Below are 16881 nucleotides of genomic sequence, written 5' to 3'. Positions count from 1 at the left end.
TGTTACACCTTCAGCTCCGGTAGTCGGCACCATCACCCAGCCGGACTGCACAACCCCAACGGGAAGTGTTGACCTGAGTGGTCTACCATCGGGTAGTTGGACGATAAACCCGGGTGGAATCAGTGGCAGTGGAACGACTACCACGATAAGCGGTTTGTCCTCAGGAACCTATAACTTCACAGTAACGAATTCGGATGGTTGCGTAAGCAGTGCAACAGCTAATGTTGTTATCAATACAGCACCTGTTACACCTTCAGCTCCGGTAGTCGGCACCATCACCCAGCCGGACTGCACAACCCCAACGGGAAGTGTTGACCTGAGTGGTTTACCATCGGGTAGCTGGACGATTAACCCGGGAGGAATTAGCGGCAGTGGAACGACAACTACTTTGAGTGGTTTGTCCCCCGGCACGTATAACTATACAGTAACCAACTCAGATGGTTGCGTAAGCAGTGCAACGGTAAATGTTGTTATCAATACAGCACCTGTTACACCTTCGGCTCCGGTAGTCGGTACCATCACCCAACCGGACTGCACAACCCCAACGGGAAGTGTTGACCTGAGTGGTCTACCATCGGGTAGCTGGACGATAAACCCGGGTGGAATCAGCGGTAGTGGAACGACTACCACGATAAGTGGTCTGTCCTCAGGAACGTATAACTATACAGTAACCAACTCAGATGGTTGCGTAAGCAGTGCAACGGTAAATGTTGTTATCAATACAGCGCCTGTTACACCTTCAGCTCCGGTAGTCGGCACCATCACCCAACCGGACTGCACAACCCCAACGGGGAGTGTTGATCTGAGTGGTTTACCATCGGGTAGCTGGACGATTAACCCGGGTGGAATCAGTGGCAGTGGAACGACAACTACTTTGAGTGGTCTGTCCTCGGGAACGTATAACTATACAGTAACCAACTCAGATGGTTGCGTAAGTAGTGCAACAGCTAATGTTGTTATCAACACAGCGCCTGTTACACCTTTAGCTCCGGTAGTCGGCACCATCACCCAACCGGACTGCACAACCCCAACGGGAAGTGTTGATCTGAGTGGTCTACCATCGGGTAGTTGGACGATAAACCCGGGTGGAATCAGCGGAAGTGGAACGACAACTACTTTGAGTGGTCTGTCCTCAGGAACCTATAATTTCACAGTAACGAACTCAGATGGTTGCGTAAGCAGTACAACGGTCAATGTTACTATTGAAAGTAGTACTCCTCCAGCTGCACCTGATGTATCAATAACCGTTCCTCCAACCTGTACAGACCCTACTGCGACCCTACAAATAAATTCTCCTTTAGGGGCTGATTATTCCTACCTGATTAATGGAGGAGCTCCGCAAAGTTCAACCGTATTCAGCGGATTGGGTATAGGGAGTTATCAATTTACTGTTATCGATAATACGACAGGATGCGAGTCAGCAATTACCACGATAACTATAAATCCACAAACTGATTTTCCTGTTATTACTGTGTCAGATATAGTTGAGTTAATTTGTAATGGAGGGGAAGATGCTGAAATAACTATTGCAGTGGCAAATGGTACAGGACCGTACCAATATAGTTGGGATACACCAAACGGGGTCGGAAATACGGCATCTGGTTTATCATCAGGAACATATACGGTGACAGTAACGGATGCAAATGGTTGTCAGGATGCCGAATCAGTATCCATTATCGATCCGCAACCACTGACTATTAACTTTAGCGGTACAAACCCGACATGTGATAACGCTGATGGTAACCTTGTGGCAACGCCTCAAAACGGGGAAGCACCATTTACCTATTTGTGGGATGGAAATCAGGGTACAACCAATACATTGAATAATATTTCTGCTGGTTCCTATGGAGTTACAATTACAGACAATAATGGATGTTCTGCATATGCTGAGTCAGTTGTTGAAAGTGATGGAAATTTCTCTCTGGTTGTATCATCAGAAACTGATATGATCAAAGAAGGAGAAAGTGTTCTTTTACAGGCTGATGTAGACCCTTCTTCAACAGACCTGTCGTATAACTGGACTCCGGCTGTCGGGTTAAGTTGCACGAATTGTGCCAGTCCGGTAGCAACACCTTCGGAAACAACAACCTATACCGTGACAGTAATCTCACCGGAAGGATGTGAACAGGAAGCATCTTTGACTATTTATGTTGAGTCCAGTTGTGGAGAGTTATTCATACCAACTATGTTCTCACCAAATTCCGATGGAAATAACGACGGTTTCTGTGTTCATGGGGAGAAGGATTGCATTCTTTCATACTCTATACAGGTGTTTAACAGATGGGGGCAGTTAGTATATGAGTCGGAGAGTGTAAACGATTGCTGGGATGGTACGTATAAAGGAAAACCGTTGAATACTGCCTCATTTGTTTACCGGGTTTATGCTACTACGGAAAGCGGGAAAGAAATAGAAATGTCGGGGAATATCAACCTACTTAGATAACAGATAAAAAACGAGTGATGAAGAGAGGACTAATAATATGTATAGCGATCATGTCGTTTTTACAAAGTAAAGGGCAGGATATTCACTTTTCGAACGTGAGTTATTCACCATTGAATCTGAATCCGGCATTGGTGGGGGCTAATCACGGTCTTCGTGCTGTTGTTAATTACCGTTCACAGTGGAACAGCGTGGCAAGACCCTATAGTACATTCGGATTTTCAGTAGATTCAAGATTTAATGAGGGAAGAAAAGGATATCTTGCCATGGGAGTTAATTTTTTTAATGATCAGGCCGGGGATGAGAGAATGAGTACAACCAGCGCTAGTTTGAATGCTGCTTACCATGTTATTCTGGAAGAAAGCCATAAACTAGGAGGGGGATTGTATGTCGGATTTGGTCAACGTTCTTTAAAAGATATGGGAACGTGGAGCGCACAATTTGATGGTACAGGGTTTAATTCATCTTTAAGCAATCAGGAGAATTTTGAAAAGATGAATCTTTTTCACTTTGATATGGGAGCAGGTTTGTTGTATTCCTACGAAAAAAGTAAGAGAAGAAGTCGTCGGTCATTAATACAAAACAGAATTAATGTGGGAGCGGGTGCATATCATTTGAATCGTCCGAATTATTCATTTATTAAAGTCGGAAGTGAAAAACTAGCCATACGATTTACAGCTTTTGCCAATGCTGTTTTTCAGGTAGGGAAATCAAATTTTGCGCTGGAACCGGGCGTGTATTATGCTGTTCAGGGGAAATCACAGGAAATTATTTTCGGAACTTACGGTAAATATGTATTTGAAGGGAGTTCCCGTTATAACTCTAATTCTGATGTTTCCGTGTCATTGGGATTATTCTATAGAAATAAAGACGCACTAATTACGAAGGCAATGTTTTCCTGGTCGGGTCTATCTGTAGGATTTTCGTACGATGTAAACACAAGTAATCTGACAGCAATCTCTCGTTCAAGAGGAGGATTTGAGTTCTTTTTGCAGTGGGCAATGGATAGTCCTTTCAAAGGAAAGAGCCGAAGCAGGTGGAGATAAGAAAAACTAAAACTGCTGGGTTTTATTGAATAAGTTTTTCTATTTTGCGCTGGTAATTAGGTGTGTATAGAATAGAACAAACTACTGCTTTTGTTGTTTCGGAAGCCTTTTAAGAGAATGAGTTTTAGTTGAAATGAAGATTCGGTTTAATAGCGTATTTCAGTCAGACAAGTATAATCGGTACATGGCTGATTTATTTTCTGATTACGAATTTTTCAGGAATAAAAAATATTCAGCCTTGTGTCAGGAAGAGCTGGCTTTGGTTTTTGGACAAAATACGTATCATTTATTAACGCATTCTGCTACAGGTGGGCTGGAAATGATTGCGAAAGCAATGGACATCCGACCCGGGGATGAAATCATCATGCCCTCTTTTACTTTTGTCTCGACCGCAAATGCTTTTGTCTCTCATGGTGCCATTCCGGTGTTTGCTGATATTTCTATAAGTGACTTCAATTTAGCATTTACTGAAATTGAAAAAAAAATATCAGAGAAAACAAGAGCTGTCGTTGTAACACACTATGGAGGGCATTCCACTAATCTTGATGCAATACGGCAATTGTGTGACGCACATCAGCTTATAATGATTGAGGATGCGGCAATGGCTTTTGGTAATTCATATAATGGACAGCCGTTGGGAACCATAGGTGACATGGGAGTAATCAGTTTTGATATAACCAAGCAGATTTCAGCCATTCAGGGAGGGGTGTTACTCGTAAACACTCCAGATTTTATGGATAGATTGGATGCGATTTATCATATCGGGACAAACAGGACGCGATTTGAGACGCAAAAAGTTCCCTATTATGAGTGGGTAGATACAGGGTCCAAATACCAAATGAATGAACTCAATGCAGTAGCTTTGTATGATAATCTGTTAAACCGCGCACATATCCTGAACAAAAGGAAAGAATTGAGCCGGATTTACTTTAATGAGTTAAGTAGTTATGCAGATTTAATTTTGCCGGAGCATAAACTACAGGAGAATATACATTTGTTCTATTTGCTTGCGCGATCCGAAGAGGAACGAGAAGCTCTGCGTCACCATCTTTCGGAGAAGGGAATCGAAGCAATGTTTCATTACATTCCGTTGCATACTTCCAAAATGGGAAAGAAATTTCCCTCGGGCACTCTTCCTGTTACTGATCACGTTTCGGGGTCCTTATTACGATTGCCTTTGCATACCGGGATGACTGAACAGGATGTTGTAGAAGTATGTGATGCAGTCAAACGATTTTACAATGGAAGATAAAGAAGTTACAGTTTATTCGTCCAGAACGGAAACACTTGGGTTCTTCTTCCGGCAGATATGGAAATACAGGAATCTGATTCTGGTATTTGCACAAAGAGATCTGAAAGTAAAGTATGCCCAAACATTCATAGGGTTGGGATGGACAGTTCTACAACCTTTAACGGCATTGTTCATTTATACCTTTTTTTTCGGCTTTTTGCTAAACTGGAAAACGGATGGGATTGATTACCCGGTATATGTACTCAGTGGTTTACTGGGGTGGAACTATTTTTCATACATTGTAAACTCAGGGGCCTTTGGTATACAGGAGTCGGCACACCTGATAAAAAAGATTTATTTTCCGAAAAGCATTATTCCATTGTCCAAAACACTGACAGCACTTGTCGAATTGGGCATTAGTCTGCTTTTGTTGGTTCTGTTGTTGATCTATTTCGGGCAGTCTCTTTCCTGGAAAATTATCTTTCTCCCGCTGGTGTTACTGTATAATACCGTATGCGGTCTTTGTCTTGTTTTCTGGATATCTGTCCTGGCGACAAAAAAACGGGATGTTTTGCATCTTGTTCCGTTTCTTATGTATTTTGGTATTTGGTTTTCTCCTGTTTTCTTTGGAAGCGACCTGTTACCCGAACAGTACAAGTTTGTTCTCGACTTTAACCCAATGGCGAATGTTGTGGAGTTATGGCGTTGGAGTTTGTTCGATTTTGGTGCTTTTAAATGGATCTGGGTAATTAACTTATTTATTGTCATGTTATTCTTTATGTCAGGCTTATATTTTTATAACAGAAAAGAGAGTAAATTGACTGATTATTTATAACAATGTGTGATTAGTTAAGTGATGTGCTGTTTTCAACAACTAAACAGATAAAATTCATACATTTATAAAAAGAAAAGAACTACTGCTATAATTTGGATAATAGTACAGCCATACGAGTCAATAATTTATCAAAAAGCTATCATCTTCGTCATTCTATGGAGGATGAGAATGGAAATAGTACTTCAGAGTTATGGGCTCTAAGAGATGTTTCTTTTGAGATAAAAAAAGGAGAACATGTTGGTATAATAGGTCCAAATGGCAGTGGTAAATCGACTCTACTCAAAGTGTTGGCCGGAATAACAAAACCTTCATCGGGTGAAGTTCATATTTGTGGGAGGGTAGCAAGTATATTGGATATAGGAACGGGATTTCATCCTGAATTGAGTGGAAGAGAGAATGTATTTCTGAATGGACAAATACATGGGTTTTCCAGAAAAGAAATTCAGACGAAGTTTGATGATATAGTTGCCTTTTCTGGAATTAAAAAATTCATCGATGAACCGGTAAAAAATTATTCGAATGGAATGTACTTGCGGTTGGCGTTTAGTATAATGGCACATTTAGATTTTGATATTTATTTGTTTGATGAAGTTCTCAGTGTTGGAGATGCAGAATTCCAATTGGAGACAAGAGATATAACTTCAAAGTTGTTGAAGAAAGGTGGTACAATTATAAATGTAAGTCACGTTTTATCTGAAAGCAGAGTTGATTATTCAAAGGTTTTATTCTTTAAAACTGGAAATTTAGAGAAGATTGGGACAACAGAAGTCTTGAATGAATACCAGCGAGATAATTACAATAAATTCTTTGAAATAGTAAGTAAACCTCCGTTCTATGTGTTTAAAGAAATCCAGTTTAAAAATGCTGAAATAGAGCTGCTTAACTATGGGATTAAAGAGGAGTCTGTTTTAGAAGACGGATTGTGTAGTTTTCAATCTTTCAAATTATTTTTTGAAGTTCATTTGCTGGAAGATATCAGTTTTACAATTGGAGTTAAGTTTTTTGATATTTCTAACAATTTGCTTTTTATTATTACTTCTTTGAGTAAAAAAGCACAAGCAATAGAGAAAAAAGGGAAATACCTGATTGAGTTTGCTATGCCTAAGAGTATACTGAATAGTAGGATCTATTTCGCTGAGTTATTTCTCTCAAAAGGAGAGGACGAACTGATCCTTAAAGAAGAAGCCTTTCTTTTAGTCAAGGTTTCGGATCGAAATCTGGTAAATCAAATTTTGCATCCAATTAAGGACACAGCAATGCTAGCAGTCCCTTTTGAAATAATAGTTAGGAAAGGGAATGAGATATGAGTAATTCCTTTATGGATACCAATTCTTGTAATGCTCTTTGGGGTATGGTTGTGGACTATATGTTTGAAAATCGTTCTTCAGATGGATCATTTAAAACAATGTATTTACAGCCATATTACCATCCTTCAGAGGGTTGGATGAAATATCCGGTAAACTCAAATTTTTGTTCAGCATCAGTTGCTGTAAACTTATTACACGCAAAAGAAGAGCCTAAAATAGCAGAGCTATTGAAAAGTTCGGTTCAATTTCTATTGTCAAATTCGTTTAGAGGTAAACTTTGGAGTTTTGGGGCCATAGATAAAAAATACAGAGTTCCTAATGACAGTGATACAACTTCGATGAGTTCTTTTTTTCTGGGGAGTATGGGAATAAAAATTCCAAACAGGAAAATTCTTATGCGTCAAAAAGAGAATGGGGTATTTAAGTTATGGATTAGCGATCAATACTTGTCCATTTATTCTTTTGCAGATTATATTTCCATACTGTACTATAATAAAATGGTCAAGAAATGTAAACCTCTGCAGAATAAGCATATTGATTTGGATGATCACGAAGTTATTGTAGATTGTAATAATTTACTTTATCTGGGATTGAAGGATAATCAAGATGTATTTGAAAAAGTCTCGAAGCAGGTATTAAATAATTTAAAAGAAACAACATACTATACAACGTATGTTCAAGAAGTCTATCATATTTGTCGGCTTCATTATTATGATATAGTTAATCTGAAAAAAGAAAACCGACTGTATGATACTATTATTGAAAGATTGTATGACTTCTATAACTCCAGCTATAGAAAAGATAATTTGCTTGATGATTTATATTTTCTGATTTCTCTTTTATATCTTGAAGAAAGGGCTTTTATTCAAGAGATTGATACGGACAAATTTATCGAAGAGTCGTACAAAAGAAAACTATATGAAACAGTAGAGCCATTTTATACAAGTAATAATAAGTTGGATATTAACCCTAAAACAAAAGAACCCGCTACATTCTTTGGATCAGATATCTATACATCGAGTCTCTATATAGAATTCCTCAGTTTATATAAGGGGTGATGACATTTTGTAAACTTCCTAAAAAGCCATCATAACGATACGATGTTAATTAGAAGAATTACTAAAACGCTTAAGCTAGATAAATGGTGGATAGATAAAATCGGATCAGGTGTCTTTACATTTCTATTATTTGAGTATTTAGCTCATGGAGAAGTGATACTATCCATTTTTGATTTATTGCTTTTTGTTCTGCTTGCTTTTTTGGCCGTGTTTGGTCATTTTATTAATGATTATTCAGATTATGAATCAGATAAGGAAGTTGGAAAGACAAATGTATTTAACATGTTACCTGTTAGATATGGGGGGAGGTTAATCGTTGTTCTTGGTGGTCTGTCAATCTCGCTTTCCATTGTTCTTTCACCTTGGATCATAGGGTTAGTCGTTCTTCAGATGGTATGTAATATGAGTTATTCTTTTCGACCACTACGAATAAAGGAGAGAGGAATATTGGCTCTCCTCCTTACCGGACTTTATGAGCGTATGTTACCCTTGATTATCATTGTTGTACACATTGTTCCTATAAATCATCTCAGCGAAATGCAGCTGATTTTTTCTGTTGTTTATTTGCTATGGTCATATTTATGGGAGTGCCGTAATTTTCTGAATGGACAACTGGAAGATTATGAGAATGATAAAAAGACGGGGACAAATTCTATTGTTATTGATTTGGGGAAAAATAAGGTTTGGTGCCTTTGGCAGTATATTTTTCGTGTAGAATTGGTGTTATATATCATTTGGTTAGGGCTGTTTCTGTTGTTTAACACATTTAACTTCTTATTTCCTGTTTTTGTTTTAGTAATACAAGTACTTCATGCGAGCATCAATAAAAAAGCAGAATTTTTTTCTTCGATACAAGTATTGCTAGCCTATATGTATCGTCATTCTATTATTGCAGGTTTTATTTTGTTTTTACTGATTTTGAATAAAATAAATGTATTTTTTGCGTTGATTTTATTGTACTTATTTCGCAGTGTTTATGCGTATAGTGCCTATAGTTCATTTAGATCAGCACTAACCAAGGTGTATTATTTTTTCAGATTTTATGTTTCAAAAGTGGTCAATTATTCAATTTATTACTTCAGAAAATATGTTTTACGATGGTCGGAAGAAAAGAGCAGGGGGGAGGTATGAGAGTAATAATTAGTATTTGTATGCTTTTATTGTTTTTTGTCTTTGCCTGTGAGCAAGAGAATCAGGAACCTAAGTATTCTGAGCATCAAGCCTATCCTGAATTTTTGGATTTTTTACGTCACGAAACGAAGTTAATGTCGACTGATTTTGAGAAAACTTCTTTTATCCGCAGAAAAGTGGCAGAATTAATTGACGGAGGAGTCGGGGGAAGGGATGTGGCATTGTTCGATGAAAATTGGGTTAATTGGAAAGGTGAACGGTATTATTCCGTTTTTTTGTTTGATTCTGCGACAGTAAGATGCGGAGGTTCAGCTCATTTCTTACACGAAGTTTATTCTGATTTGGGATACAATTCCGAAACATTTGATATAGGATTTGAAAATACTTTTTACACACATCAATTTACTGTCGTGTATAGTAACGAAATCTCAGATTACTATGTTCAGGATCCTTTTTTTAATATATCTTTTTTAGATAAACATACATCGGATCCTCTTCCGTTTTCGAGGTTACTAAATCTTGTTTTTTCTTCAGAGACAGATCGTATTCTTATAAAGCAGGATCATTATTCTTTTTCCCCAGATTGGGATTGGTCAGGAATAGAAAAATACTCCGGACAATTTGAAATAGAAGTAAACGAAGAGTACTCGTTAAGGAATTATCAGGCTATGAGTTCTATAATTGACTCTTCCTCTCGTTGGGAGGGATACAATACGCGTTTTATAGAGTTGTATAAGTATCCGCTGGATCATAACTCCAAAACAATTATGGAATTTTATTACAATGTAAAAATGAGTAATAAAAAGGGGAAGTAAATCATGTTGATACGGAGAGCAATACAAAACTGTTTTGGAGAATTATCATTATATTTGTAATGGAGACTATGTGGAGCTACGCATATAGTTATATCAACCAAATACCGAAAAATGAAAAAAACACTTGTTCTTGGTGCAGGAGGTTTTATTGGTTCACATCTTGTCAAACGACTAAAGAAAGAAGGTCAGTATGTAATTGGAGTGGATTTGAAGTTTCCTGAATTTTCAGAGTCTTTAGCTGATGAATTTTATTTAGGTGATTTAAGGGATTATACATTTGTAAGTCAGGTGATCACTGAAGGGATTGATGAGTTATATCAGTTAGCAGCAGATATGGGAGGTGCAGGTTACATTTTTGTAGGAGAGCATGATGCAGATGTAATGCATAATTCGGCTCAAATAAACTTGAATGTGGCTAAAGTGGCTTCTGCAAAAAAAGTAAAAGCACTGTTTTATTCTTCTTCAGCCTGTATGTATCCGGAATATAACCAACTTGATCCTGAAAATCCTAAATGTGGAGAGAATACAGCTTATCCTGCTCAACCTGATAGCGAGTATGGATGGGAGAAGTTATTTAGTGAGCGTTTGTATGCTTCATTTAGTAGGAATTATGATTTGAATGTAAAAATAGCGCGCTTTCATAATATTTACGGAGAAGAGGGGGCGTGGAATAATGGAAAGGAAAAGGCGCCAGCTGCCTTGTGCAGAAAGATTGCTTTGGTTGAGAATGATGGGATAATTGATGTGTGGGGAGATGGAAAACAGACAAGGTCTTTTCTTTATATTGATGACTGTTTGGATGCAGTTATAGAGTTGATACGTTCTGAATTTTCAGGACCCTATAATATTGGATCTGAAGAAATGGTATCAATCGATGAGTTTGTAGAAGTAATTGCTAAAGTAGCAGGTAAATCAGTAAAAATCAGCCATATTGAGGGACCTACAGGAGTAAGAGGGAGGTGTTCTGATAATAGATTGATTTCCCATGATTTAGGTTGGAGTCCAAAAATTAACTTAGAAAGGGGAATAAGTAAGTTGTACAGATGGATTGAGTCGAATGTAAAGGTAGAGTCTAATTAACCCCAATTGTACAGGTTATAAATGAACAAATCGCCTTATATATCTTTTGTCTTTACTGGAAGAAATGATAATTATGGTGGAGATTTTAAACAGAGATTACAAAATTGTGTGAGTCGGTTATTTTCTCAACTTGTTGAATTTGATATAAGTGCGGAAATCATATTTGTTAACTATAACCCTGTTTCTGAGTCTCCACGTATTCAGGAATTTATCCGTTGGCCGAAATCTACAGAAAATGTAATAATTAGAATTATTACAGTGCTACCAGCGCATCACAAAAAATTTATTGAGCAGAATGGAATTAAGAATATTCCCGTAATAGAATATTTGGGGAAGAATGTTGGGATCCGAAGAAGTAAAGGGGAATTTATATGTGCTATGAATCCAGATATTCTTTTTCCTGATAAATTCATTCAAAAGATATCAGGAAATTTATATCAGGATAGGTATTATAGAGCCAATCGAATTGATTTTGAATACGACAATGGGAGAAAGAAATTAATTTGTATTAACCTTAAAGGGCATACACACAAGTTGAAGTATTATTCAGGACTACTGTATTTATGGTTAAAAATCAGATACGGAGTTGTGAATTGGTATATGATAAATACAATTAAAATTGAATCCCTATTAAATAGACTAAGTATTCCTGTGTATTATGATAATGTTGAATTTCGCTTTCATTGTAAAAGTAGTGGGGATTTTATGATGATGCATACTAGATTTTGGAAAGAAATTGGAGCATATTACGAGAGCGCACCAATTGCTCTACATATTGATTCTCTTTTCGTTGTTCAGGCTGCTATGTCCGGGCTGAAGGAATATGTTCTGGATATTCCTGTTTATCACCAGGAGCATGAAAGAAGATATCTTGCAGATAATAGAAATGAAGAAGAGAATACGGCTTATCGTTTTTTTCAGAGAGAGTCCCAAAAAATGCTAAAAGAAAAGAAAAGTATGAATTATAATAATCATGCCGATTGGGGATTAAATACTATTGATTTACCTGAAATTTATTGTTGAAATGAGTTATTATCTGACAATTGTTGCTACATCAAGAAATGATAATCACGGAGGAGATTTATTGCTCCGAACCTCCACTTTCGTAAAAGGTATTTTTGAACAGGCAAAAAAGTGGAATTTGCCTATCGAATTGGTTCTTGTAGACTGGAACCCTCCGGAAGATAAACCGTTCCTACATGAAGTGCTGCCTGCACCGAATAGTAATGATTTGGTTGATGTAAAATATGTTATTGTTCCTCCTGAAGTACACAACAAGTATAAGAATTCAGAAAGTATCCCATTATACCAAATGATTGCTAAAAATGTTGGAATTAGGCGAGCAAGTGGCGAGTTTATTTTGTGTACAAATATAGATATCCTTTTTTCAGATGTATGTTTTCAGGTTTTGTCTCAGAAAAGATTATTGAAGAATCACTACTATAGGGCAAACAGATGTGATATCCCAAGTGATGTAATGAAGCTTAGAGAAATTGCAGAGCAATTGAAATTTGCAGAAAACAATATAATTAAACGACTTGGAAAGGTTCAGGGACATGAAACTCTTTCGCTCCCGAGATTTGTGTACTACTTTCCAAGAGTTGCTAAAATGTTAAATGCTTTCGTTCTAAAGGTATGGAAAGTCACACACAAAAAACAATTTGCCCATTTTACCATCGATTTTGATGCATGTGGTGATTTCACTTTGATGTCCAGAGAAGATTGGTTGGACATAGAAGGATATCCTGAATTAGATATGTACTCAATCCATATTGATAGTATGGGGTTATGGGCAGCAATAGCTCGGGGTAAAAAACAAATTATTTTTCCTTATAAAGCTCCTGTTTATCACATCTATCATGAAGATGGTTGGGAGTCTGATGATGCAATTAGAACGATTAGGTTTTTGCAAAACAAACCCTCGTTGGATTATAGTATCGTAAATAAGGGCGGAATGCAGCTTGTTGAAAAACAACAAACATGGGGCTTGAATGAATCAAACTGGGGAATGAATGATATAGAATTACCTATTGTGGTAAAATCAAGAGTAGAATAGAGATGGAAAAGTTGGCAGTTATTGGAATTGGGAGATTAGGGCTGTGTTTCGCACTTAATGCTGAGAAGTCAGGATATGAGGTGATTGGAATTGACGTAAATCAGGAGTATGTGAATCAGTTAAATGCTAAAACATATTCTTCTCCGGAACCATTGGTTAATGAGTATTTAAGTGCATCATGTAACTTTTCTTCATACACAGATATCAAGGTTATTGAACAAGAACAAGTAAATATAATCTATATTATTGTTCCCACCCCATCTCAACATGACAATTCCTTTTCGCACAGTTATATTGAGTCTGTTGTTAGCCAATTAATGGAATTGAAGAAACCTGAAGAGTTAAAACATATAATCATTGGGGCAACGGTAATGCCGGGATATTGTAATGAGTTATCAGTGAAAATGAAAGATTGGAATTATTCTATCTCGTATAATCCTGAATTCATAGCACAGGGATCTATAATGAGAGATCAGCAAAACCCGGATCAGATCTTGATTGGTGAAGGGCATCCAGATGCAACAATTTTCCTTAAGAACCTATACGCAAGAATGTGTATCTCATCTCCAGAATATCATGTAATGGATACGTTGAGTGCTGAAATTACCAAGTTGGCAACGAATTGTTTCCTGACAATGAAGATTTCTTTTGCTAATTCTATCGGTGATTTGATAAAAAGGACGGGTGGAGATGAAGATAAAGTGCTGAGCGCAATAGGGGCAGATTCTAGAATCGGAAGTAAATATCTTGGTTATGGCTATGGGTTTGGAGGACCTTGTTTCCCCAGAGATAATCAGGCGTTGCTCTACTTTGCCAAAGAACAGAAAATGACACTGCCTCTTTCTGAGGCCACTATTGAGGTAAATAAAAATCATTTGCAGTTTCAATACGAACAACTACTCCGGGAGAATCGTGAAGAGTTTGTATTTGATTATGTAACCTACAAAAAAAATACGGATATAATTGAGCAATCTCAACAACTTGAATTAGCTGTTAAGTTGGCGAATACAGGAAAAAAGGTGATTCTTAAGAATAGTAATCATATAAAACATTCAATAGAGTTGATGTATCCCGGGTTGTTTTACTATGAGTAATGTTCTGTTAAGAGGTGATTACTAAAATATTTGTCTAATTTGGTTTTCCAGACACAAGACTCTACTATGACAAAAAGAAATAAAAATACATCAGAACAACAAAAAGAATCAGTTTCAGGCAAGCAGAAATCCTTTCTTGGATATATGTTGTTTATTGGCTTTCTGGCTTTTTTCTTATTTGCGAATACAATACCGCACGATTATAATATGGATGATGAGTTGGTAACCAAAAACCATCCTTTAACATCCGGCGGGATATCGAATTTCAAAGAAATAATGACTTCTCCGTATTATAGTGATGAAATGGGATATTCATATGGTTACAGACCTATTGTTCATCTTTCATTTGCGATAGAGCATTCCCTCTTTGGAGAAAGTGCGCAGGTTAGCCATTTTATGAGTGTTGTGTTGTTTGCTATTGTATCTGTATTATTATTCAAATTATTTATCAGATGGTTGGGAGATAGGAACTTGTATCTGTCACTTGTTTCTGTTTTGATTTTTGTTGTGCACCCTGTTCATACAGAGGTTGTTGCCAGCATCAAAAATAGAGATGAAATTTTGGCTTTACTATTTGTACTGTTGGCAGCATTATGTATTGTTAAATTTATCTCAAAAAGGAGTTGGTTTTCATTGTTTTGGAGCGCTATGTTTATTGTTTTGGGAATGCTATCAAAGAAGAGCGTCTATCCGTTAGTGATTTTTTTGCCGGTTGCACATGCTTTATTTTTTTCTATAACTAGAAAAAGATTTCTTACACTATCTGCCATTTTGATAATCCCGAGTGCGATTATAGCCTCAGATTTGATCCCAGAACGTTTGATTATAATGTTGGTATTACCTTTTGCGGGAAATGTTTTATTTTTTGAAGTCATGGAGAAAATTAAATCTCTTCAATGGGAAAGATTGACAAAAGGATCACTTGTATCAACAGGGTTGTATTCTGCTGTATCCTGGGGATTATTAGGAGTAACGATTTATACCGATTATTATGTGTTTTTTATAGTGAGTATTGTTCCGCTACTGTGGGTTTTGTCTTTTAACTACCGATCTGGGATGTTGCAGTTGATAGGACAATGTCTGGTTATGGTCTTCTTTTCAAAAGATTTCCATTTTATAGATAGTGCCTTATTACTGTCTGTCGGATATTTCTTTTTTACAAAAAATCAAAAAACAAATAGTTTTTATCCTGCAATTTTTGCGGGGGTGACGATTACTTGCTTTTTTATTTTCCAGTATTTTGAAAAAGAAGTTGATTTTTCCATTTTTGGTAAAGTACTGAAAGTACTGGCAGTTATAGTTTATTTTTGGTTGTTTTTTCAAAAAAGAATTATTGCTCTGATTTTTACGGTGTTAATTGTGTTAATGAGTGTCATAATTTGGAATAAGTCAGCGATTGATTTAGGAGTTTTTACTTATTCGCTTATTGTGTTGTCTTTGGTCGGTTTTATAGATTATTGGAAGCCCAAATTCAATTTAATTCGGTTTATACCTTTGGTGATACTGGTCTTCTACTTATTTCAGGTGGACTGGTCTGCAAATTCTATTGTTCTTAAAGAGCAAGAGACAATTGAGCAGTGGGCTCAGAGGGTACCATCTGCTGATTCTGATATTCACAGAGATAGTGGGCGTACGTTAGAATATGTTGAAAATACATTAGTAGCACCGCATACTCGAAGTGAAAGGGTGAGCACAGGATTTTTTGTGCTTGGAGAATATGCGCGAATAATGTTATTTCCTAAAGAACTATCGTTTTATTATGGATATGAGAAGGTTCATACTACGAGCTGGTTAAGTATTTGGGTTTGGGTTTCACTTGTTTTTCATTCGGGATTGATTTTCGGGGCCTTTTACTTTTTGCGGAGTAACCCTGTAATTAGTGTAGCAATTGGTTGGTATCTGATATCTATTCTGCTTTTTAGTAACTGGGTGGAGTTAGTAGCTGGAATGGTGGGTGAGCGATTGGTATTTGTAGCTTCATCTGGCTTTTGCTTGTTGTTGGGAGGTATTGTTTTTGCTATTAAATCTGATTTTTCATTTAAGAAAAGAGGGGTAGTAGAATACTTGGTTATTTTTGCGTTGGTACTGCTTGCTGGTCGTACTGTTATAAGAAACGCAGATTGGAAAGATGCAGTGACACTAATGCGTCATGATATCATACATTTAGATAATTCGGCACAGGCTCATAATCTACTTGCTACCAATTTGATGAAGGAATCATTAGACAATACGCGATTGCTTCCTACAAATCGAATGGCATTGCAGCAGGAGGCGTACCATCACTTTGTTCGTGCTACGGAAATCTGGCCTTATTTTTTTAATGCATGGTATGATAGGGGAAGAGTTGCTACCTATTTAGCGGAGTGGAAAGAGGCTGCTTTTTCATTTGAAAAGGTGGTGGAGCTAGATTCCACTTTCCTGCCTGCGTATTACGCAGCGTTAGATGCTTATGACAGAAGTGGGAATAGTCGACAATACCTGAATACAGCACGTCTGTTATTCTCTTATGAAAAGAAAGAAGGGAATTACGAACTGCTAGCCAGAGGGTATTACCTGAATAATGAAATAGACTCCGCACTTTATGTATTGGAGACAGGAATTGACCTGTTTCCTGGGGATGAAGGCTTACGATCTAATTATAACCAGATTAGAGATTTGAAACATTCTGATGATATAACAGAACGTTAATAAAAAAATATTTTAACGATAATATGTTAAATATTCAACGCGTATGTGTTCCGATACTTCCAAAACCTCTTGGTTTTACTGGTAAAATACCTGATATAGA

General features: G+C 37.0%; 12 protein-coding genes and 1 pseudogene. All 13 read left to right on the top strand.

Annotation, left to right across the window (positions count from 1 at the left end):
- A partial coding sequence (locus ABDZ97_RS16785) for a T9SS type B sorting domain-containing protein (RefSeq protein WP_343790602.1) occupies positions 1-2443 on the top strand: 2443 nt, incomplete at its 5' end.
- A 17-nt stretch (positions 2444-2460) separates the two neighbouring features.
- Positions 2461-3486: a PorP/SprF family type IX secretion system membrane protein gene (locus ABDZ97_RS16780; RefSeq protein ID WP_343790599.1), complete on the top strand. Its 1026-nt coding sequence runs from the start codon at positions 2461-2463 to the stop codon at positions 3484-3486.
- A gap of 184 nt (positions 3487-3670) precedes the next feature.
- Positions 3671-4738, top strand: coding sequence for an aminotransferase class I/II-fold pyridoxal phosphate-dependent enzyme (locus ABDZ97_RS16775; RefSeq protein ID WP_343790596.1), 1068 nt, complete (start codon positions 3671-3673; stop codon positions 4736-4738).
- The gene (locus ABDZ97_RS16770) at positions 4728-5552 is read left to right on the top strand and encodes an ABC transporter permease (RefSeq protein WP_343790593.1); all 825 of its coding nucleotides are present in this window, start codon (positions 4728-4730) and stop codon (positions 5550-5552) included. The genes ABDZ97_RS16775 and ABDZ97_RS16770 overlap by 11 nt, the downstream gene beginning before the upstream one ends.
- 206 nt (positions 5553-5758) lie before the next feature.
- Positions 5759-6859, top strand: a pseudogene (locus ABDZ97_RS16765) (ABC transporter ATP-binding protein); the annotation flags it as partial.
- Positions 6856-7917 carry a hypothetical protein gene (locus ABDZ97_RS16760; protein WP_343790586.1) on the top strand — a complete coding sequence of 354 codons (1062 nt, stop codon included), beginning with the start codon at positions 6856-6858 and terminating at the stop codon, positions 7915-7917. The pseudogene ABDZ97_RS16765 and the gene ABDZ97_RS16760, both read left to right, overlap by 4 nt.
- A 42-nt stretch (positions 7918-7959) precedes the next feature.
- Positions 7960-9048, top strand: a complete 1089-nt coding sequence (locus ABDZ97_RS16755) for a UbiA family prenyltransferase (RefSeq protein WP_343790583.1) — start codon at positions 7960-7962, stop codon at positions 9046-9048.
- Entirely contained in the window at positions 9045-9863 is an 819-nt protein-coding gene (locus ABDZ97_RS16750; RefSeq protein WP_343790580.1) for a hypothetical protein, read from the top strand. Before ABDZ97_RS16755 ends, ABDZ97_RS16750 begins: the two co-directional genes overlap by 4 nt.
- A gap of 111 nt (positions 9864-9974) precedes the next feature.
- A complete protein-coding gene (locus tag ABDZ97_RS16745) occupies positions 9975-10943 on the top strand; it encodes an NAD-dependent epimerase/dehydratase family protein (RefSeq protein ID WP_343790576.1) in 969 nt (322 codons plus the stop codon).
- Between the two features lie 21 nt (positions 10944-10964).
- Complete coding sequence (locus tag ABDZ97_RS16740) at positions 10965-11966, top strand: hypothetical protein (protein WP_343790573.1); 1002 nt, start codon at positions 10965-10967, stop codon at positions 11964-11966.
- 1 nt (position 11967) lies between these two features.
- On the top strand, positions 11968-12999 hold the full coding sequence (locus ABDZ97_RS16735; RefSeq protein ID WP_343790570.1) for a hypothetical protein: 1032 nt from the start codon (positions 11968-11970) through the stop codon (positions 12997-12999).
- Positions 13000-13001: 2 nt separating this feature from the next.
- Positions 13002-14093 carry a nucleotide sugar dehydrogenase gene (locus tag ABDZ97_RS16730; RefSeq protein ID WP_343790567.1) on the top strand — a complete coding sequence of 364 codons (1092 nt, stop codon included), beginning with the start codon at positions 13002-13004 and terminating at the stop codon, positions 14091-14093.
- 66 nt (positions 14094-14159) lie between these two features.
- Positions 14160-16781, top strand: a complete 2622-nt coding sequence (locus ABDZ97_RS16725; RefSeq protein ID WP_343790564.1) for a glycosyltransferase family 39 protein — start codon at positions 14160-14162, stop codon at positions 16779-16781.
- Positions 16782-16881: the final 100 nt, after the last annotated feature.

This window comes from Wandonia haliotis, assembly GCF_039523435.1.
Lineage (GTDB): Bacteria > Bacteroidota > Bacteroidia > Flavobacteriales_D > Crocinitomicaceae > Wandonia > Wandonia haliotis.
The sequence above is the reverse complement of the archived record's forward strand: the minus strand, read 5'-3'. Positions and strand labels throughout refer to the sequence as shown.

What these genes read in the sequence shown, in the direction of transcription:
- ABDZ97_RS16780 (WP_343790599.1), top strand. Translation starts at nt 2,461, where the DNA reads ATGAAGAGAGGACTAATAATATGTATAGCGATCATGTCGTTTTTACAA.
- ABDZ97_RS16775 (WP_343790596.1), top strand. Translation starts at nt 3,671, where the DNA reads ATGGCTGATTTATTTTCTGATTACGAATTTTTCAGGAATAAAAAATAT.
- ABDZ97_RS16770 (WP_343790593.1), top strand. Translation starts at nt 4,728, where the DNA reads ATGGAAGATAAAGAAGTTACAGTTTATTCGTCCAGAACGGAAACACTT.
- ABDZ97_RS16760 (WP_343790586.1), top strand. Translation starts at nt 6,856, where the DNA reads ATGAGTAATTCCTTTATGGATACCAATTCTTGTAATGCTCTTTGGGGT.
- ABDZ97_RS16755 (WP_343790583.1), top strand. Translation starts at nt 7,960, where the DNA reads ATGTTAATTAGAAGAATTACTAAAACGCTTAAGCTAGATAAATGGTGG.
- ABDZ97_RS16750 (WP_343790580.1), top strand. Translation starts at nt 9,045, where the DNA reads ATGAGAGTAATAATTAGTATTTGTATGCTTTTATTGTTTTTTGTCTTT.
- ABDZ97_RS16745 (WP_343790576.1), top strand. Translation starts at nt 9,975, where the DNA reads ATGAAAAAAACACTTGTTCTTGGTGCAGGAGGTTTTATTGGTTCACAT.
- ABDZ97_RS16740 (WP_343790573.1), top strand. Translation starts at nt 10,965, where the DNA reads ATGAACAAATCGCCTTATATATCTTTTGTCTTTACTGGAAGAAATGAT.
- ABDZ97_RS16735 (WP_343790570.1), top strand. Translation starts at nt 11,968, where the DNA reads ATGAGTTATTATCTGACAATTGTTGCTACATCAAGAAATGATAATCAC.
- ABDZ97_RS16730 (WP_343790567.1), top strand. Translation starts at nt 13,002, where the DNA reads ATGGAAAAGTTGGCAGTTATTGGAATTGGGAGATTAGGGCTGTGTTTC.
- ABDZ97_RS16725 (WP_343790564.1), top strand. Translation starts at nt 14,160, where the DNA reads ATGACAAAAAGAAATAAAAATACATCAGAACAACAAAAAGAATCAGTT.